The organism is Burkholderia sp. Ac-20384, assembly GCF_017104605.1.
In the GTDB taxonomy this organism is placed as follows: Bacteria; Pseudomonadota; Gammaproteobacteria; order Burkholderiales; family Burkholderiaceae; genus Burkholderia; species Burkholderia lata.
Genome location: NZ_JAAGPE010000054.1, coordinates 28,033 through 46,338, shown reverse-complemented (window position 1 = coordinate 46,338; position 18,306 = coordinate 28,033). Strand labels below are relative to the sequence as shown.

Below are 18,306 nucleotides of genomic sequence, written 5' to 3'. Positions count from 1 at the left end.
CCGGCGGCGCGGCGCCGTCGTGCGAGCCGGCGGCAGGGAGCGCGGCGGTGGCCGAACCCCACGCGGCGAGTTCGCGCTTCGTGCGTACGCCGAGCTTCGCGAACGCACGCTTCACGTACGACTCGGCCGACGCGACCCGCACGCCGAGGATCTCGGCCGTCTCCGGCACGGTCTTGCCGGAGAGCAGGTGCTTGCAGGTTTCGTATTCGCGCTTCGACAGCTTCACGCTGTCGGCCGCGATCCGCGCATCGAACTGCGCGAGCGGATGGACTTCGGGTGTGGGATGCGCGATGCGCCGCACGGCCGTGGTGGACGCATGCAGTTCGAGCAGCGGAAACAGCACGTCGCTGATGCTGCGAAAGCGGTTCATCTCGGCGAGCGTGAACGGCGGCCGGTCGCGGCCGCGCTCCAGCGCGATCGAATGCTGCGAATAGCGCGTGCCTCGCGCGAGCACGCATTCGTGCCCGATACGCACGTCGTCGAACAGCCGCTGGCGGAATTCGCCGGGCGGGATCGCCGCGATGTCGCGCACGACCAGCATCGTGCCCGTCTTGCCGCGCAGGCCGGCGAACAGCGGATCGCTGTCGAGAAAGCGCTCGTAGTAGAGCGTCATCACGTCGGAGATTTCGGTGGATTCGGTGTCGATGCCGCTGCTGCCGATCCATTCGCATCGGTAGCCGGTGGGCATCGAGCCGTCGACGCGTGAACGTTCGACATGCGCGACGTCGAGCGGCACCACATCATTGAGCAGTTGCGTGAGGCGCGGCACGAAGTGTGGCGTGCCGACCGTCTCGATCAGCTCGCCCAGCGCCTTGAACGACACGTTGAAACGGTCGTTGTCGCGGTGGAAGGGGTTCACGTTGAGCAGCATGCGGTTCCCCGGGTGAAAGGCGGCGCGATTGTAGCGTCGGCAACGAAAAACGTCAGTAGGGGGAAATACCGGCAGGTGTCCTTGCGACCTGTCGGAAACCGGAAAACACCGCTTGTCCCCCCCGGAGGGGGGCATACCGGGGCAGTGTAAATGAGTAACTTTGTCTCTGCTTTTTTCAATCAAGAGACGAAAGACTCAGATGACCAAACTGATCAAGGACATCCTGCCGCTCGGCGCAGGCATCGGCGAATTCACGAAGCTCGACTTCGGGATGGACGAGAGCGACTGGCGCGCGGCGGAAGGCAAGAGCGGCAACTACATCATCGGCTGGTGGGAAGGGAAAGTCGGCTCGGTGGAGTTTCCGGAAACCGCGGCTGACGAAGCCGTGTGGCTCGTCGAGGGCCGGATCGCGCTGACCGACGTCGAAGGCAACCGCAAGGAATTCACGCCGGGCCAGGGCTACCTGCTGCCGGCCGGCTTCGCGGGCAGTTGGGAGACGATCGAGGACGCGAAGAAGTTCTACGTGCTGCTCGAGAAGTCGTGATGCCCGAAACCGCCGCCGTGGTGTCGTCGTCCGTGTGACGCGCGCCCGGCGGCGGTTTCGTTTTTCGCGTGTGATGGCTGGGATCATGGAAATGGAAGTCAAAGCAAGAGAGACTGCACCGGAGCAGGCGCACGCAATGCGTGGCGCGCCGGTCGCACTGGGCGTCGAGGCGGCGCTCGCGAATACGAAGCTGTTCCCGTACTGGCTCGACAACCCGGCGGCGCCGGCCACCGAGCCGGAACTCGTCGGCGACGTGATGGCCGACCTGCTGATCGTCGGCGGCGGCTTCACGGGGCTGTGGTCGGCCGTGCAGGCGAAGGAGCAGATGCCGCACCTGAACGTGGTGCTGATCGAGGCCGGCAAGGTGGCGCACGGCGCATCGGGCCGCGCGGGCGGGATCATCTCGACGTCGGTGATGCACGGGCTGCCGAACGCGGTGCGCGTGTTCCCGAACGACATCGCGCAGCTCGAGGAATTCGGCCATCACAACCTCGACGGCTTCGAGGACACGCTGAAGCGCTACGACATCGACGCCGATATCGAGTGGAACGGCGAGATGACGGTCGCGGTCGATCCCGAGCACATCGCGCACCTGAAGGGCGACTACGACCTGCATCGCGAGTACGGCCACAACGTCGTGCTGCTGAACCGCGAGGAAACGCTCGAACAACTGAATTCGCCGCTGTTCGCGGGCGCGCTGTGGTCGCGCAACCGCAGCGGCATCGTGCACCCGGCGAAGCTCGCGTGGGGGCTGAAGCGCGCGGCGCTGAAGCTCGGCGTGAAGCTGTACGAGCACACGCCGCTCGTGACCGTGACCGACGAAGGCAGCACCGTCTTCGTGACGACGCCGAAGGGCAGCGTGCGCGCGCCGCGTGTCGTGTTCGGCAGCGGCACCGCGAAAGTCGGGATTCCCGACATCAACCGCCGCGTGATGCAGGTGCGCGACCACGTGCTCGCGACCGAGCCGCTCACCGACGAGCAACTCGCGCGGATCGGCTGGAAAAATCGCCAGGGCGTGTACGACACGCGCACGCAGCTCAACTATTTCCGCCTGACGAAGAACAACAACATCATCTTCGGCGGGCTGGTGAGCTATCACTTCGACGGCGATCCGGAGCCGCACCAGGACGGCCAGCGCGAAACGTATTACCGGCTCGCGGAAGCGTTTTATCGCACGTTCCCGCAGCTGAGCGACGTGCGCTTCTCGCACGCGTGGGGCGGCCCGATCGACTACTGCTCGCGCGGCTCGGTGTTCGCGAAGCGCTATCTCGGCGACAAGGCCGTGTTCGTCGCCGGCTATACGGGCTTCGGCGTCGCGGCGAGCCGGTTCGGCGCGTTCATGGGGCTGAACATCCTGTTCGATCGCGACAGCCCCGAGCGCAAGCTCGACATCGCGAACCAGAGCCCGAGCTACATTCCGCCCGAACCGATGCGCTGGATGGCCGCGAAGATCACGTTCCATGCGTTCGACGGCGCGGATGCGGAAGGCGGCTGGAAGCGCGCGTGGATCAGCGGCATCAAGGCGATGGGCTTCCCGATGTAAGCGACGACGGGGTGGCCCCGCGCCGGGCCGCCCCGTCATGGCGATACCAAAAACGATCCCCAGAGGACACGGTCCGCCCCGCGGACACGGAGAGAGACACCAGATGAATGTAGTCAACCTGCAGGATGAAGCGCGACAGGAAAGCGCGCTGTTCGTCGTCGTGATGCTGCTGCTCGGCATGCTCGGGCCGACGGTCTTCCTCGGCCTGCCCGCGATCGTCGGGCAGGTCGAGCGTCATTGGGGCTTCGGCGAAGCCGCGCTCGGGCTGTCGAGCTTCATCGAGGTGCTCGGCGAATCGACCGGCACGCTGCTCGTCGCGTTCGTGCTCGGCCGCCAGCCGGTCCGGTGGGTGCTCGCGGGCGCGGTGACGCTCGCGGCCGGCGCGAACCTCGGCACGCTCGCGACGCACGGGCTCGTCGCGTATTCGGCGTTGCAGTTCATCGCGGGCGTTGGCTCGGGCGGGCTGAACGGCATCGCGCTGCGCTACCTGTCGTATTCGCGCGCGCCGGAACGCAATCTCGGGATCATGCTGATGGGGCAGGTGACGTGGAGCATGGTGCTGCTCGCGTACATCTTCCCGATGCTGAGCGACGCATGGGGCGCGCACGGCGTGTTCGGGTTCGTCGCGTGCGTGCTCGGCGTGTTCGTGCTCGCGACACCGCTGTTTCGCCGCGGCGAGACGCTGGCCGCCCCGGCACCGGACGGCGTGGCCGGCCGCATCGACCGCAAGGGCGCGATGCTCGTGCTGTGCGCGCAGCTCGCGCTGTACGGCGGCGTCGGCGTCGTGTGGACCTTCCTCGAGAAGATCGGCACCGCGGCGGGCCTGAGCGGCAAGTCGGTGTCGCTCGTGCTCGGCGCCGCGAACATCGCGAGCCTGGTTATCTGCGCGGCGATGCCGAAGCTCGGCGCGGGCGCGGGCCTGCGCCGCTGGGCGCTCGTGAACCTCGGCGGCTGCGCGGTCGCGGCCGTGCTGCTCGCGCTGCCGGCCTCGGCCGCGACGTTCACGCTCGGTGCGATCGTGTTCATCGGTTGCTGGACCGGCGGCGCGTTGCTGATCTACGCGACGATTCCGCAGTACGACCTGGTCGGCAAGTCGGCCGCGCTATCGCCGGGCTGCGTCGCGCTCGGCTATGGCGTCGGCTCGGTCGCGGGCGGTTCATTGATCGAGAGCGCGGGCACGCAGTCGGCGCTGATCGCGGCGATCGTGCTGTGCGCGGTGGCGTTCCTCTGTTACCGGCGGCTGCGGCCGGCGGTGTTCGGCATGGAACGCGCGCTTGCGGTAGCACCTGAATGACGGTTGCGACGCGCGCTGCTGCCGATGGCGGCGCGCGTCCGGTTCGGTTCATCGGCGAAGGCGGCCGGCGTGGCGCGCGATGCGCGTCGTGCCGGCCGGGCAACGCGCACACGCGCAGCGGCTGGAAGCATGTTCTCGAATACCTCCGATCTCGATCTCCGGCTCATCCGGGTCTTTCTGGCCGTCGTCGACGCACGCGGCATCACGGCCGCCGAGGCGTCGCTCGGCGTGCGGCAGTCGACGATCAGCACGCAGCTGTCGGCGCTCGAAGCGCGCGTCGGCTTCAAGCTGTGCGATCGCGGGCGCGGCGGCTTTCGCCTGACGTCGAAGGGCGAACGCTTCGCGGCCACCGCGCGCACGCTCGTCGCGGCAACCTCCGAATTCGTCGCACGCGTGCGCGACATCGACCGCAAGCTGGTCGGCACGCTGTCGATCGGCCTGATCGGCCAGGCGCCGCTCGTCGAGAACGCGCGCGTGGCCGATGCGATCGGCGCGTTCCGCAAGCGTGACCAGGCCGTCACGTTCGCGATGAAGGTCGCGTCGCCGCAGGAGCTCGAGGAAAGCCTCGTCAACAACCAGCTCGATCTCGCGATCGGCTATTTCTGGCATCGCGTGCCGGGGCTGCTCTATACGCCGCTGTTCACCGAGCAGCAGGTGATCTACTGCGGGCGCGGGCATCCGCTGTTCCATGCGTCGCGGCCGGTGACGGCGGACGACCTGCAGCTTCACGACTGGGTCTGGCGCACCTATCCGGTGCCGGAGGAGCAGTATCCGCTGCCCGAGCGGCGCGTGACCGCGAGCGCGGACAGCATCGAGGCCGCGACGATCCTGATCCTGTCGGGCGGCCATCTCGGCTACCTGCCCGCGCACTACGCGGAGCCGTTCGAACAGCGCGGGCTCGTGAAGGCCGTCGGCCGCACGACGTTCAGCTTCGACGTGCCGCTGCATCTCGCGATGAAGCGCAGCGCAAGCGACAAGCCGATCGTCGACGCGTTCTGCGAGGACCTGCTGCGCGCCTTCAACATCAAGGCGGCCGCACTGGCCGCATAAGCGCACGCCGCGCGTTCAGCAGTCGACCAGCACCCAGTCGAACAGCTCGCGGCGCGTGCGCACGCCGAGCTTCGCGAACGCGCGTTTCACGTACGACTCGGCCGTCGACAGCTTCACGTCGAGCTGCTGCGCGGCTTCGGGCACCGAACGCCCGCACAGCATCAGCCGGCAGATTTCGTGCTCGCGGCGCGACAACTGCACGTCCTGCCGTTCGAGGCGCGCGTCGAAGCTCGCCTGCGACGCGGTATTCACCGTCCCCGACGCCACGCGCCGCGCGGCGCAGCTACGCGCATGCAGCTCGAACATCGGGAACAGCAGGTCGACCATCTGCCGGAAGTGGAACAGTTCGTCCATCGTGAACGCGGGCCGCCCGACGGTGCGCGCCAGCCCGAGTGCGTATTGCAGGTGCGCGTTGCCGTGCACGAGCATGCATTCCTGCGCGATGCCCGGCTCGTCGAAGATCCGGCGGCGGAACTCGCCTTGCGCGATCCCTTCCACGTGGCGCTGCACCAGCAGCGTGCCGGCCTTGCCGCGCAGCGGCGCGACCAGCGGATCGACCTGGCAGTAGTCCTGGTAATAGACATCCATCACGCGCAGCGTATCGGCCGCGAAGCGCAGGCTGCCGCTGCCGAGCCATTCGACGACGAAGCCCGACGTGCTGCCCGTATCCGCGCGCCAGCGTTCGAGGTGCACGGCGTCGGCGTCGATGCTGTCGTTGACGAACTCCGTGACCGCGCCGACGAAATCCGGCGTGCCGACCGCGCGCAACGTCGCGCCGAGCGTGTCGGGGCGCACGCCGATCAGGTAGTGGCCGCGGGCGGCCGGGTCGGGCTGGAGAAGTCGCATGGTCGGGCGTGGGCGGTCAGGGGACAGCGCGACGTTACGCGAACGCCGCACACGCGTCAGCCGGGAATTCACCGGATCGACCCCACCAATTTCATGCGTTGTCCCCAAAACGACGACAAGACCGCGCGTGCAACGGCCGGAATTCGCCCGAGCCCCCGCGGCGGGGGGGCATACCGCCGTGAATCGTCTGCCTATAGTGAAAGCACTTCGAAAACCTGATCAACAGAAAGGACAGGCCATGCAGATGCAACCGACGCCCGCCGCCAAGGATTCGACACCGGCGGATTTCGTTCTGACCAACGCGAAGGTCTACACCGTCGATCCGCACAAGCCGTGGGCACAGGCCGTCGCCGTGCGCGACGGCCGGATCGTTCACGTCGGCGACACGGCGGCCGTGCAGGCGTACGTCGGGGCAGACACGAAGGTCGTCGACGCGGCCGGCCGGCTCGTGCTGCCGGGCTTCGTCGAATCGCACTGGCACTTCGAGACGACCGCGTTCGCGTTCCAGGCGTTCGTGAACTACGAGGATCCGCAGAAGGTGCTCGGCGCGCTGCGTGCGTACGTCGAGTCGCATCCGGACGAGCCGGCGATCACCGGGATGGGCTGGGTGCAGGCGACGATTCCGCCCGCGCTGCTGCGCAAGGAGACGCTCGACGCGATCTGCGCGGATCGCCCCGTGTGCCTGCTGTCGACCGATTTCCATTCGATGTGGGTGAACTCGAAGGCGCTGGAGATCGCCGGCATCGACGCAACGACGCCGCCCGTGCAGGAAGGCGCGAGCTGGTTCGAGAAGGATGCCGTGACGGGCGAGCCGACCGGCCTGATCGTCGACGGCGCCGCGTATTCGTTGCTGATGCAGCGGATCAGCGCGGCCGGCCTGCTGCCGACCGGCATCGACCTGTACCTGAAGTCGATCCCGCCGTGGCAGAAGAAGCTGTGCGCGGCCGGCGTCACGACCGTGTTCGATGCGGGCTTCTTCGATCCGAGCGGCGACCAGTCGCTGTTGTACGAGACGCTGCAGACGATGGAACGTGCGGGCGACCTGAAGCTGCGCGTGGTGGGCAGCGTCGCGGTGATCGGCGAGATCGACGATCCGGTCGGCACGCTCGTCAAGTATCGCGAGCAGTACGATTCGCCGCTCGTGAAGGCGCGTGCGCTGAAGCTGTTCCTCGACGGGACGGAAGCGAACCACACCGCGTACCTGCTCGAACCGTACGCGGACCGCCCCGACACCTGCGGCGCGCCGACGATGCCGGCCGACACGTTCAACCACTACCTGGTCGAAGCCGATCGCGTGAACGCGAACGTGATGGTTCACTGCGTCGGCGACGCGGCCGTGCGGATGGCGCTCGACGGCTTCGATGCGGTCAACCGCACGAACCCGCCGCGCGACCGCCGCCACGTGATCACACACGCGTTCCTCACGCATCCGGACGACATCCCGCGCTTCCGCCGCGCGGGCGTGATGGCGAACACGCAGCTGCAGTGGGGCGTGGTCGACGCGTACACCGAGCAGTTGCGCGACCACTACGGCCACGAGCGCTGGAGCAACATGTACAAGTTCCGCACGTTCCTCGACGAAGGCGTGACGGTGTCGATCGGCATGGACGGCCTCGCATGCCAGTGCCGCTGCCAGCACAAGCCGCTCGAGCACATCGAGTCGGGCCATACGCGCCAGCTCGCGGGCGAGCCCGATGCGCCGGTGTTCCCGGACATCGCCGAGCGCTTGAGCATTCCGCAGCTGATCGCCGCGTACACGATCCACGGCGCGTACCAGCTCGGGATGGAGCACGAGGTCGGCTCGCTCACGCCCGGCAAGCGCGCGGACCTCGTCGTGCTGGAAAACGACCTGTTCGAAGTCGGCCAGTACGACATCGGCCGCATCGACGTCGCGCTGACGATGATGGACGGCCGTGTCACGCACGTGGGCGAGGACTTCGGCGCGCGCACGGGCGTGCAGGCATCCTGAGCGGTTTTACGCCGACCTGACGACGCGGCAGCGAAAGCTTTCAAATCGCTTCCGCGTTGGGGCGATCGGGGCATCCGTCCGGAACCGGATGCCCCGATTGTGCGGCGTGTCCCCCTATTGGCAGGGCAGACCGGCCAATTTCCTCTGGCTACATTTTTCCGGACCGAAGCACACACCGTTCATCGCGAGCGGATCATGATATCGACGGAGGAAACCATGGCAGGGGATTGGAGCAAGCATCTGAAAACGGCATGCGCGGCGCTCGCGCTGGGCGGCGTGCTGTGGGCCGGCGCGCCGGTCGCGCACGCGGCCGACGTCGTCAACGTGTACAACTGGGGCAACTCGATCGGCAAGGCGACGATCGCGAACTTCGAGAAGGCGACCGGGATCAAGGTGGTCTACCAGGAGTTCGATTCGAACGAGACGCTGCAGGCGAAGCTGCTGTCGGGCACGTCGGGCTATGACGTGGTCGTGCCGTCCGACATCTTCTGGGCGCGGCAGCTGTTGGCGGGCATCTACCGCAAGATCGACAAGAGCCAGGTGCCGAACTACGGGCTGCTCGATCCGGAAATCATGAAGGTGCTCGCGAAGGACGATCCGGGCAACCAGTTCGGCATTCCGTGGACGTGGGGCACCGACGGGCTCGGGATGAACGTCGAGAAGGTGAAGGCCGCGCTCGGCAACGACGCGCCGCTCGACAGCTGGGCGCTGCTGTTCGACCCGAAGTACGCGCAGAAGCTGAAGCACTGCGGTATTTCGGTGCTCGACTCGCCGGTCGATGCGTTCGGGATGGCGTTCGTCTACCTGAAGAAGGATCCGAACACGACGAACCCGGCCGACTACCAGGCCGCGTACGAGCTGCTGAAGACGGTGCGGCCGTACATCACGCAGTTCAATTCGAGCAGCTACATCAACGACCTCGCGGGCGGCGACATCTGCCTCGCGCTCGGCTGGTCGGGCGACGTGAACTCCGCGCGGATCGCGGCCGCTTCCGCGAAGAAGCCGTATCACATCAAGTACGTGATCCCGACCGAGGGCAGCGCGATGTGGTTCGACATGATGGCGGTGCCGAAGGACGCGCCGCATCCGGACGCCGCGCTGAAGTTCGTCAACTTCGTGCTGTCGGAGAAGGAGAGCGCGAACCTGACCAACGACACGTCGTACCCGTCGGCCGTGCCGTCGTCGAAGCACCTGGTGCGCGCCGAAGTGACGAGCGATCCGGCCGTGTTCCCGCCCGCCGACGTGATCCGCAAGCTGAGCCTCAGCAAGCCGGTTCCGCCTGAGCTGATGCGTCTGCAGAACCGTCTCTGGACGAAGCTGAAGACCGAGTAAGCCGGCCGCCGCTTCTCCCCACTCCCGCACACCTTTCGCGCGCCCCGCCGCTCATCGCGGCGGGCGGGGGCGCGCTCGTCCCGACGACCACCCACAACATGACAATCAAACACATGACGGCGCTGTGCCTGCTGGCGTTCGAAGCCGCCTCGGCATGCGCGCACACGCCGCAGGCGACCGACGCGAGCAGGATGAAGGCGCTGCAGGCGCAGGTCACCGCGCTGCAGCAGCAGGTGAACGAGCTGCGCGCGAGCATGCTGGCGGCGAAGCCTGCCGGCACGGCAGCGACCGCCACTGCCGCCTCGGGCGGCGCGAAGATCGGTTCGATCAACACGGCAGCGGCCGCCGCCGCCGCGCCGGCCGCCGATTCGGCATCGTCGTTCACGAACGACGACCTGCAGCAGATGCGCGAACAGATCGCGAACGCGTCGCTGAAGGTCGACTCGCTGCAGGAGGCGGCGACCACCGGCCCGCTCGCGGGCCTGAGCATCACCGGCTACGTCGACCCCGTGTACCTGTTCAACCGCGCGCAGCGCACGTCTGGCTTCCAGTTCCTGAATCACGATCCGGGCGCGTACGACTACTTCAACAGCACGATCGGCGACGTCTACCTCGACATCAAGAAGACCTTCGGCGTCGGCCCGATGGCGCCGTCGGCGGAAGTCGTGATCCAGCCGAACCGCGGCTTCGGCAACGTGTTCAGCAATGCGCACGGCGGCGTCGGCAACAACATCGTCACGCAGGCGGTGGTCACCGTGCCGCTCAGCACGACCCGTACCTTCGAGGTCGGGATGATGCCGAGCCTCGCCGGCTACGAGGTGCAGCCGTCGACCCAGATGCTGACGCTCACGCACGGGCTGCTGTACGACTTCAGCGAGCCGGGCAACCTGATCGGCGTCGGGCTGAAGGGCTCCAATGCGGCAATGACGCGCTTCTGGCAGGTCGTGATCGGCAACGAGGTGCTGCGCACCGCCGGCGCGATCGCGAACGCGGCGAACAACACGACGAAGACCAACTGGACGCCGACGATCACCGCGCGCTTCGACAACGCGACGTCGACGGCGTTCGACTTCGGCATCTCCGGAATGCTCGGCCGGCAGTCGCTGTTCTCGCCGTGCGCGCAGGCGGGCGGCTACGGCTACCAGTGCAACGGCTCGTCGCCGACCGGCCTCTACAAGTACGTGGAAGCCGACGTGACCTATACGCACGACAAGACGCAGGTCAACGCGCAGGTCGACTACGGCGAGCTGCAGAAGGGCGCGTGGAATGGCGGTACCGCGCGCTGGTACGGGATGTCGCTGCTCGGCCATACGAAGTGGACGACGTCGTGGGTCGGCCGCATGGGCGCGACGCTGCGCTTCGACTACCTGAACAACACGTCGAACGGCGGCGGCGGCACGAACATCCAGTACGGGCTCGCGGGCGGCAATCCGTCGGTGAACGGGTCGAGCGGCTTCGGCATCGATCCGGCGTGCTTCCAGGGCTCGTCGACGAACGGCACCGAGTGCAAGGGCGCGCAGCGCTACGCGATCACGGCCGACCTGCTGTTCTATCCGACGCAGCAGATCACCGTGAAGCTCGAATACCGCCACGACGCGGCGAACCATCCGGTGTTCCTGAAGAGCAACGGCATGTACGCGCGCAGCAACGACCTGGCCGGGATGCAGTTCATCTATTCGTTCTGATCGTGCTTGCCGTACCGACCGGCGCGCGTGCCGGTCGGGCGGCTGCGCGATGCATCAGGTTCCGGGCCGCACAGGCCCGGAACGCATTCAACCCAGGAGATTTGACCTTGAAGCTGCATACCTTCGTGACCGACATCACCGACCCGCGCGAGCGCGGACGCCTGATCGGCGAGCGCTTCGCGCCGGAGATCCGCGAGACGGTCGCGCTCTATCTCGCGTTCTTCCCGAAGCTCGGCATCGCGCCGCAGCGTGCGCGGGAGATCGGCGAAGCGAGCCTGGCCGCGCTCGGTGCGTGGTGTCCGCGCCTCGCTGCCGAAGTCGAGGCAATCGCGGACGGCGTCGACCTGCCGCGCTGGCAGCTCGCGTGCCTGAACGCACGCACCGAGATTCTCGCCACCGCGCCCGCATCGGCCGAAGGCGAGTGCTCGACGACCGTCCATGCGCCGGCCGGCCCGCATGCGCCGCGCACATTGCAGACATGGGACTGGCACGACAGCCTCGCCCCGCAGGGGCTGCTGATGCAGTTCGCGACGCCGCACGGCCGCACCGTCAAGCTGTTCTCCGAATTCGGGATGCTGGCGAAGCTCGGCGTGAACAGCGTGGGGCTCGGGCTGCACTTCAACATCCTGCATCACGCGAGCGACAACGACAGCGCCGGCGTGCCCGTGCACGCGATCGCACGGCGCCTGCTCGAAGACGCGACGACGGTGCAGGAGGCGATCGAACTCGCCCGCACCGCACGCGTGAGCGCATCGACGGTGCTGACCGTGTTCACGCGGCACGACGCGAACCCGCGCGCGGCGAGCATCGAGCTGAGCCCGTCGGGCGTGGGCGTGGTGGTGCCGCGTCCGGATGGCTGGCTGCTGCATACGAACCACTTCCTCGATCGCGCGCTGAGCGGCGGCGAGTGCATGCCCGACAGTTCGACCACGCGCGAGCGCTTTGCGCACCTGAACGACGTCGTGAACGGGATGACGAGCGCCGACGTGCGCGAGCGCGCGGCGGCGATGTGTGGGGCGGCGGGCGACCAGGCCGTCGTGTGTTTCCATCCGGACCTGTCGATGCCCGACACCGAGCGCTGGGAAACGCTGCTGACCGTCGGCATCGACACCGATGCGTGCGCGCTCGACTACGTGGCGGGCAATCCGCACGTTCTTGCGCGCGACGGGGCTCAGCGGTTCTGACGCGACGTGCGCCGCGCGGTTAGCGGTAGCGGTAGCGGTAAAGCCGGGCTGCACGCACGTGCCGCCCGCGTGACGCTTATGCGTCGATGCGCTCGACCTTGCCGACGAGCAGCCCGTACGACAGGCTGCCGGCGAGTGCCATCGCGGCGATGTAGGTGATTGCGCGCGAGAAGTCCGCACCGTTCACCAGCAGCCCGATCACGATCGGCGTCGCGATCGCGGACAGGTTGCCGATCAGGTTGAACACGCCGCCCGTGAGGCCGAGCAGCCGCGCGGGCGCGAGCCCCGACACGAGCGACCACGTGATCGACGCGAAGCCGTTGCCGAAGAACGCGATCGTCATGAACGCGATCACCCAGCCGGTCGACGTCACGTAGTTCGCGCCGATGATGGCGGTCGAGATCAGCAGCCCCGAGATGATCGGCAGTTTGCGCGCGAAACCCTGCGACGCGCCGCGGCGCATCAGCCAGTCCGACAGCACGCCCGAGCACAGCACGCCGACGAACGCAGCGAGGAACGGCAACGATGCGAGGAAGCCGGACTTGATGAAGTCCATTCCGCGGTACTTGACGAGGTAGGTCGGGAACCACGTGAGGAAGAACCACAGCGTCGAGTTCAGCGCGAACTGGCCGAGATAGATGCCCCACAGCTTGCGCCGGCCGAGCACGACGCCGAGGTCGCGCCACGTCGACGGTGCACGTTCGGTGCGCGCCGCGACGCGGTCCTCGAGATCGACGAGGCCGCCGCCGTCGCGGATCAGCGCGATTTCGGCCGCGTTGACGCCGCGAAACGCGCGCGGTTCGCGATACACCGCATACCAGATCGCGGCCCACGCGATGCCTGCGAGGCCGGTCGCGACGAACACCATGTGCCAGCCGAGATGCACCTGCAGCCACGCGAGCACCGGCGTGAGGAACGCGAGGCCGACGAACTGGCCCGACGTGTAGCCGCCGATCGCGCTCGCGCGTTCGCGGGTCGGGAACCAGGTCGTCACCACGCGGTTGTTGATGGGATAGGCCGGGGCCTCGAGCGCACCGACCGCGAGGCGCAGCACGATCAGCCCGACGAACGAGCCTGCGAAACCGAGCAGCAGCGTCGCGGCCGACCACAGCGCGAGCGCGCCGGCATACAGCACGCGCGGCGACACCTTGTCGACGAGCCAGCCGCCCGGGATTTGCATCAGCGCGTAGGTCCAGCCGAACGCGGAGAACACGAGGCCCGCGCGCACCGGATCGATGTTCAGCTCCTTGAACAGTGCGGGCGCGGCGATCGACAGATTGCTGCGGTCGAGATAGTTGATCACGACGGTGACGAACAGCAACGCGAGGATCAGTAGCCGCTTGCGGCTGGGTGGCGCCGCCTGTGCGGCCGCTGCACGGGCGGCGGAATCGGATGCGGCGCCGGTGTGTGCGGACAGTTGTTCCGGCGGGTTGGCGTGGGTGCGTGACGCGGAATGGGCCACGGTTGTCTCCTGTGTTCTGTGCCCGGCCGTCGCCCGCGAGCGGGGCGGCCGAATCGAATGGCGTTGGGGCGAACGTTAGAGCCGTGGCGGGAAGCGCGTCAACATTTGGGCAGGTATCCCTATTAATGGGACGTGGCGCGCTCAATATGTGGGAAAGGGCGGCGATCACGTCGCCGCTTGTGTCAGTTGGCCATCGCTTCCTTCGCGCTGACCCAGCCCTGCACCGCGCCGGCGTGCGGGTTGCGATACCGCACCTTCAGCCACTGGAAATCGGCGCTCGCGTCGATCAGCTCGACCGTGTCGCCCGCGACGACGTAGCGGCGCGTCGGTGCGTCATTCATCGCATCGTGCAGCGGCAGACGTGCCGGGCGCACCTTGAACGTGACGGTGCCGCCGCCGTACGCGTCGGGGCGGCGCGAGACGCGCTTGCCTTGCGCGTCGAAGGTCAGCAGCATCGACGACGGGCCGGAATCGGTGTCGAGCAGGTCGCGCAGGTCGTCAGGTATCGCTTCGCTGGACTGGTACAAGTACAGCTTGCCGCTTGCGTCGAAGCGGTACGCGTCGGTGTACCAGATCGGGCCGCCGCGGCACGAGCTGTACAACGTGCGCTCTTTAGGCTTCGCTTGCACATTGATCAGGTCGTCGCAGTTGCCGTGCGGCATGTTGCTTGCCGGCATGCGCAGCGGCTCGAACTGCTGGCGTGCCGGGTCGTACAGGTAGATGCCGTAGCTGTCGTTGACCATGCCGAGCGTCGCGTGCATGGCGAGATCGCGGTGGCCGTCGAAGTTGAAGTCGTCCGACGAGAGGTGATAGTGGCCTTCCTCGTCGGCGGCGGTCACGTCGAGCGTTTGCGTCTTGCCGCTCGGCAGGAAGCGCACGGTGATGTGCTCGCTATCCGCGCGTTCGACGCGGGCCGTGACGGTGTCGTCGACCTTGAACGTGAGCAGCGGTTTGGCCGCCTGCGCGGCGGGTGTGATCGATGCGCACGCGGCGAGCAGCAGTGCGGCTGCGGCGAGGCGGGGAAGCGGGCGGAATCGCGGGGAGCGCGTCATGAGCAGGCGTCGGAGGGGCGAGGGCGAACGGGCCGGATGCTGCCTAGCCACGCGCACTGTCGTCCTGATACCCGTTCTTGCCGACGAAGATCTCCGTCAGCGCGGCGCGCAGCGTAGCCGGATCGTACTGGCCGGGCGCGAGATGGATCACGTAGCGCGTCTGGCCGTCGAGACGCGCGGCGAGGGCCGGTTCGATCTCGACGTCGATCGTGTCGTCCGTCAGGCGCACCGACAGATCCTTGACGCGCACGGTGATCTGGTCGCGCACCATCACTTCGATCAGCGCGTCGTCCGGGAAGCGCGACAGCGCGAAGCAATAGTCCTGCTCGGCGTCGTGACAGTAGATGTTGGCGAAGCTTTCGTCGTCGTCGAGATCGGACGTCGCCGCGCCGATGGTGGCGTGAAGTTCCATGAACGTGGGTTCCTGCGTAAGGGATTAGAGGTTATCGAGTTGAATGAAGGGCAGTGGCGATCGCGGCTGCCGCGCCGGGCGTCACACCGGTGTCGCACGACGCATCGGCATCGCGCGCCTTCAGCCACAGCCCGAATTCGCGCATGACGTCGACAATGGGCCGCAGCCGGTCGCCGTCGGCGGTCAGGTCGTACTCGACCCGCACCGGCACTTCCGGATAGACGGTGCGCAATACGAGCCCTGCGTCTTCGAGTGCGCGCAGGTCGAGCGTGAGCATCCGTTGCGAGATGCCGGGCATGTCGCGCCGCAGGTCGCTGAAGCGCCGCGGCCCGTCGAGCAGATACGACACCAGCAGCAGCCGCCAGCGGCCGCCGAGCAGGCGCATCGCTTCTTCAACGGAACATCCTGTCGCACTCGTTTTCATCGTGCTGAATCCTGGTTGGTAAATTTTTTGTGACTACGGCACAAACGACTGCCGTCTTCTCAGCCCTGCGCCGATGCGAGATATTAGCGCCCGCGTCGCGGCGAATCGATACATGGACAACCCACGAAGGACACGCATGAAGCTCTACCACGCTCCCGGAAGCTGTTCCCAGGCCATCTGCATCGTGCTGCGCGAAGGCGGCATCGACGCGGACGTCATCAAGGTCGACGCGCGCAAGCACATCATTGAAGACGGGCGCAATTACTACGATGTGACCGAACTCGGCTACGTGCCGCTGCTCGAACTCGACGACGGCACGCTGCTGCGCGAAGGGCCGGTGATCGCGCAGTATCTCGCGGATCGGTGTCCGCAAGCCGAACTCGCGCCCGCATACGGCACGCTCGGCCGCTATCGGCTGATGGAGTGGCTGAACTTTCTCTCGACGGAAATCCACAAGGGGTTCATTCCGCTGCTGTACGCGGTGCAGGCGGGGAAATATGTCGACCCGGCGAGAGCGAAGCTCGACAGCCGTTTTGCGTGGATCGACCGCGAACTCGCCGGCAATACGTTCCTGACGGGAGACGCATTCACGGTTGCCGATGCGTACCTGTTCGCGCTGACGGGGTGGGGCAAGGCCGAGTGGATGCGGTCGGTGTACCACGCGGATATCGACCTGACCCGGTATGCGCATCTGCGTGCATGGTACGAGCGGGTGCGGGCGCGGCCGGCGGTGCAGGCGGTACTGGAGGCCGACGGGCTGGCGCGGTAGCGTGTTGCGGCGGTGGCCGTGGCGGTGGTGGAGTCGGCGCGTCGTTTCGCCGTATCGACGCCACGCCACACGGCAAAACCCCGCGCTATAATCCCCGCCATGAAATTCCTCCGGACCATCATCCTGCTGCTGCTCTGCGCGGTGCTGCCCATCAGCGGGCTGGCAGCCAGCGGCCTGGCCGGGGAATGTCCGATGATGCAGCCGGGCATGTCGATGGACATGGACGCCGGCATGTCAGCCGACATGCCGGGTTGCGATTCGATGAAGTCGTCGTCCACCGACAAGGCCCACGCGAAAGCGAAGGGCACGTCCTGCAAGCTGACGGCGCAATGCCAGTTCGGCAGTCTCTATCATCCGGCCGCCCGTGCCGAAGTCAGTCGTCCCGCTGCCTACGCCAGCACCGTCGCGTTCCACTACGCGCAAATTCTCCCGGTCCGCGATCCGAACGGATTGTGGCGCCCTCCACGCATCAGCTGATCCCGATCCGATAGGTTCGCCGCATTCGCGGTGAGGTTCGTCCTGTATCAGGACGTGGAATCCCGATGGGGTTCCGCCGTTGGGGTTAAACCATGTCATTCCATTTCGGCACGCCGCCTGCGCGGCGTGCGCGTCGGCGCGCGCCCGTGCTTTGGGCGGTGCTGCTGGTTGCGGGCGCCGTTCACGCGCAGCAACCGCCTGTCACGCTGGACGCCGCGCTGCAGTCCGCGACCGATCATTCCGCTTCGATGCAGGCCGCGCAGGCGTCGGTGCGCGCCAGCTCGGAGGCGGCCGTGAAGGCCGGCCAGCTGCCCGACCCGATGCTCAAGGCCGGCATCGACAACCTGCCGGTCAATGGCGGCCAACGCTTCACCGTCGGCCAGGACTTCATGACGATGCGTCGCATCGGCATCGAGCAGGAGTGGGTGTCCGGCGACAAGCGGCGCCTGCGCTCGGCGCTCGCCAACGAGCAGGTCGGGCGCGAGCGTGCCGGCTATCTCGCGCAGCTCGCGAGCGTGCGCCAGCAAACCGCGACGGCGTGGCTGAACGCCATCTACGCGAAGCAGGCGCTCGCGCTCCAGCAGGCACTGCTCGATCACATGAACCATGAACTCGAAGCGACGAAGGCGTCGTATCGCGGTGCGAAGGCGAGTGCGGCCGATGTGGTTCAGGCGCGGGCCATGCTCGCGCAGACGCAGGATCAGCTGCTGAAGGCGCAGCAGGTCTACCAGACTTCACTCATTGCGTTGTCGCGCTGGACCGCCGTGCCGGCCGATGACGTCACGGGTACGCCGCCCGCGCCGGAGTCGTTCGTATCGTCGTTGCCGCCGGACGAGTTGCGGCTGGCGCAGCCCGCGCTGATCACCGCCGCTGACGATATCGCGGTTGCCGAAGCGGACACCGCCGTCGCGAACAGCGAACGCAGCCCGAACTGGACATGGGAAGTCGCATACCAGCAGCGTGGCGGCGCGTATTCGAACATGGTGTCCGTCGGCGTGACGATTCCGCTGCCGCTCAATCGCAAGAACCGCCAGAACCGCGACGTCGCCGAAAAGGCCGCGCTCGCGACGAAGGCGCGCCTGATGTACGAGGACACGCTGCGCCAGGTGCAGGCCGATATCCGCACGCAGTCCACGACGCTCGCGAGCGGTCGGGCGCGCATCGCGAATCTCGGCGACGCGTTGCTGCCTGCCGCCGACCAGCGCGTGCAACTGGCGAACGCGGCCTACCGCGCGGGCACCGGCTCGCTCGCCGATACGTTCGCCGCCCGCCGCGCACAACTGGATGCGCAACTGCAGGTGCTCGATCTCCGGCGCGAGGTCTCGCAGACCTGGGCCCAGCTCGAATACCAGGTCGTGCCGTCGACGCTGGCCGCCGCGCAATAAAGGAGAA

Annotated in this window: 17 protein-coding genes; 11 read left to right on the top strand and 6 right to left on the bottom strand. The window is 67.3% G+C overall.

Features of this window, described 5'->3' with window-relative positions; genetic code table 11:
- Positions 1 to 871 (bottom strand): helix-turn-helix transcriptional regulator (locus tag G3O00_RS13270; protein WP_206143215.1); only part of this gene is annotated, 871 nt, incomplete at its 3' end.
- Positions 872 to 1,070: 199 nt separating this feature from the next.
- Here G3O00_RS13270 and G3O00_RS13265 point away from each other — a divergent pair.
- The 4 genes from G3O00_RS13265 to G3O00_RS13250 all read left to right on the top strand — a co-directional run bounded on the left by G3O00_RS13265 (position 1,071) and on the right by G3O00_RS13250 (position 5,302).
- On the top strand, positions 1,071 to 1,415 hold the full coding sequence (locus tag G3O00_RS13265; protein ID WP_174932125.1) for a cupin domain-containing protein: 345 nt from the start codon (positions 1,071 to 1,073) through the stop codon (positions 1,413 to 1,415).
- Between the two features lie 85 nt (positions 1,416 to 1,500).
- Positions 1,501 to 2,958, top strand: coding sequence for an FAD-dependent oxidoreductase (locus tag G3O00_RS13260; protein ID WP_206143214.1), 1,458 nt, complete (start codon positions 1,501 to 1,503; stop codon positions 2,956 to 2,958).
- A 103-nt stretch (positions 2,959 to 3,061) separates the two neighbouring features.
- Positions 3,062 to 4,252 carry an MFS transporter gene (locus G3O00_RS13255; RefSeq protein ID WP_011356374.1) on the top strand — a complete coding sequence of 397 codons (1,191 nt, stop codon included), beginning with the start codon at positions 3,062 to 3,064 and terminating at the stop codon, positions 4,250 to 4,252.
- Between the two features lie 129 nt (positions 4,253 to 4,381).
- On the top strand, positions 4,382 to 5,302 hold the full coding sequence (locus G3O00_RS13250) for a LysR family transcriptional regulator (RefSeq protein WP_039353976.1): 921 nt from the start codon (positions 4,382 to 4,384) through the stop codon (positions 5,300 to 5,302).
- Positions 5,303 to 5,317: 15 nt separating this feature from the next.
- On the opposite strand, the gene G3O00_RS13245 is transcribed toward G3O00_RS13250, so the two are convergent.
- On the bottom strand, positions 5,318 to 6,148 hold the full coding sequence (locus G3O00_RS13245; RefSeq protein ID WP_174932128.1) for a helix-turn-helix transcriptional regulator: 831 nt from the start codon (positions 6,146 to 6,148) through the stop codon (positions 5,318 to 5,320).
- A 238-nt stretch (positions 6,149 to 6,386) separates the two neighbouring features.
- On the opposite strand from G3O00_RS13245, the gene G3O00_RS13240 reads away from it, so the two are divergent.
- The 4 genes from G3O00_RS13240 to G3O00_RS13225 all read left to right on the top strand — a co-directional run bounded on the left by G3O00_RS13240 (position 6,387) and on the right by G3O00_RS13225 (position 12,318).
- Entirely contained in the window at positions 6,387 to 8,117 is a 1,731-nt protein-coding gene (locus G3O00_RS13240) for an amidohydrolase (protein ID WP_206143213.1), read from the top strand.
- A 216-nt stretch (positions 8,118 to 8,333) separates the two neighbouring features.
- Entirely contained in the window at positions 8,334 to 9,449 is a 1,116-nt protein-coding gene (locus tag G3O00_RS13235) for a polyamine ABC transporter substrate-binding protein (RefSeq protein WP_206143212.1), read from the top strand.
- A 113-nt stretch (positions 9,450 to 9,562) separates the two neighbouring features.
- Positions 9,563 to 11,134 carry a DUF3138 family protein gene (locus tag G3O00_RS13230; protein ID WP_241025119.1) on the top strand — a complete coding sequence of 524 codons (1,572 nt, stop codon included), beginning with the start codon at positions 9,563 to 9,565 and terminating at the stop codon, positions 11,132 to 11,134.
- A gap of 107 nt (positions 11,135 to 11,241) precedes the next feature.
- Positions 11,242 to 12,318 (top strand): C45 family peptidase, encoded by a 1,077-nt coding sequence (locus G3O00_RS13225; RefSeq protein ID WP_206143210.1) that lies wholly within the window; start codon positions 11,242 to 11,244, stop codon positions 12,316 to 12,318.
- A 76-nt stretch (positions 12,319 to 12,394) separates the two neighbouring features.
- Here the strand turns inward: G3O00_RS13225 and G3O00_RS13220 are convergent, their stop codons facing one another.
- The 4 genes from G3O00_RS13220 to G3O00_RS13205 all read right to left on the bottom strand — a co-directional run bounded on the left by G3O00_RS13220 (position 12,395) and on the right by G3O00_RS13205 (position 15,668).
- A complete protein-coding gene (locus tag G3O00_RS13220; RefSeq protein WP_206143209.1) occupies positions 12,395 to 13,780 on the bottom strand; it encodes an MFS transporter in 1,386 nt (461 codons plus the stop codon).
- 182 nt (positions 13,781 to 13,962) lie between these two features.
- On the bottom strand, positions 13,963 to 14,832 hold the full coding sequence (locus tag G3O00_RS13215; RefSeq protein WP_206143208.1) for a hypothetical protein: 870 nt from the start codon (positions 14,830 to 14,832) through the stop codon (positions 13,963 to 13,965).
- Positions 14,833 to 14,875: 43 nt separating this feature from the next.
- Positions 14,876 to 15,244, bottom strand: a complete 369-nt coding sequence (locus G3O00_RS13210; RefSeq protein ID WP_206143207.1) for a hypothetical protein — start codon at positions 15,242 to 15,244, stop codon at positions 14,876 to 14,878.
- Between the two features lie 31 nt (positions 15,245 to 15,275).
- The gene (locus G3O00_RS13205; protein WP_206143206.1) at positions 15,276 to 15,668 is read right to left on the bottom strand and encodes a helix-turn-helix domain-containing protein; all 393 of its coding nucleotides are present in this window, start codon (positions 15,666 to 15,668) and stop codon (positions 15,276 to 15,278) included.
- Positions 15,669 to 15,804: 136 nt separating this feature from the next.
- On the opposite strand from G3O00_RS13205, the gene gstA reads away from it, so the two are divergent.
- The 3 genes from gstA (at position 15,805) to G3O00_RS13190 (ending at position 18,299) form a co-directional block, all read left to right on the top strand.
- Complete coding sequence (gene gstA, locus G3O00_RS13200) at positions 15,805 to 16,437, top strand: glutathione transferase GstA (RefSeq protein WP_206143205.1); 633 nt, start codon at positions 15,805 to 15,807, stop codon at positions 16,435 to 16,437.
- 99 nt (positions 16,438 to 16,536) lie between these two features.
- Positions 16,537 to 16,914, top strand: coding sequence for a hypothetical protein (locus tag G3O00_RS13195; RefSeq protein WP_174937947.1), 378 nt, complete (start codon positions 16,537 to 16,539; stop codon positions 16,912 to 16,914).
- Positions 16,915 to 17,006: 92 nt separating this feature from the next.
- A complete protein-coding gene (locus G3O00_RS13190; RefSeq protein ID WP_206143204.1) occupies positions 17,007 to 18,299 on the top strand; it encodes a TolC family protein in 1,293 nt (430 codons plus the stop codon).
- The last annotated feature ends 7 nt before the right edge of the window (positions 18,300 to 18,306 follow it).

What these genes read in the sequence shown, in the direction of transcription:
- G3O00_RS13215 (WP_206143208.1), bottom strand. Translation starts at nt 14,832, where the DNA reads ATGACGCGCTCCCCGCGATTCCGCCCGCTTCCCCGCCTCGCCGCAGCC.
- G3O00_RS13230 (WP_241025119.1), top strand. Translation starts at nt 9,563, where the DNA reads ATGACGGCGCTGTGCCTGCTGGCGTTCGAAGCCGCCTCGGCATGCGCG.
- G3O00_RS13245 (WP_174932128.1), bottom strand. Translation starts at nt 6,148, where the DNA reads ATGCGACTTCTCCAGCCCGACCCGGCCGCCCGCGGCCACTACCTGATC.
- G3O00_RS13265 (WP_174932125.1), top strand. Translation starts at nt 1,071, where the DNA reads ATGACCAAACTGATCAAGGACATCCTGCCGCTCGGCGCAGGCATCGGC.
- G3O00_RS13235 (WP_206143212.1), top strand. Translation starts at nt 8,334, where the DNA reads ATGGCAGGGGATTGGAGCAAGCATCTGAAAACGGCATGCGCGGCGCTC.
- G3O00_RS13260 (WP_206143214.1), top strand. Translation starts at nt 1,501, where the DNA reads ATGGAAATGGAAGTCAAAGCAAGAGAGACTGCACCGGAGCAGGCGCAC.
- G3O00_RS13205 (WP_206143206.1), bottom strand. Translation starts at nt 15,668, where the DNA reads ATGAAAACGAGTGCGACAGGATGTTCCGTTGAAGAAGCGATGCGCCTG.
- G3O00_RS13195 (WP_174937947.1), top strand. Translation starts at nt 16,537, where the DNA reads ATGAAATTCCTCCGGACCATCATCCTGCTGCTGCTCTGCGCGGTGCTG.
- G3O00_RS13255 (WP_011356374.1), top strand. Translation starts at nt 3,062, where the DNA reads ATGAATGTAGTCAACCTGCAGGATGAAGCGCGACAGGAAAGCGCGCTG.
- G3O00_RS13190 (WP_206143204.1), top strand. Translation starts at nt 17,007, where the DNA reads ATGTCATTCCATTTCGGCACGCCGCCTGCGCGGCGTGCGCGTCGGCGC.
- G3O00_RS13210 (WP_206143207.1), bottom strand. Translation starts at nt 15,244, where the DNA reads ATGGAACTTCACGCCACCATCGGCGCGGCGACGTCCGATCTCGACGAC.
- gstA (WP_206143205.1), top strand. Translation starts at nt 15,805, where the DNA reads ATGAAGCTCTACCACGCTCCCGGAAGCTGTTCCCAGGCCATCTGCATC.
- G3O00_RS13240 (WP_206143213.1), top strand. Translation starts at nt 6,387, where the DNA reads ATGCAGATGCAACCGACGCCCGCCGCCAAGGATTCGACACCGGCGGAT.
- G3O00_RS13250 (WP_039353976.1), top strand. Translation starts at nt 4,382, where the DNA reads ATGTTCTCGAATACCTCCGATCTCGATCTCCGGCTCATCCGGGTCTTT.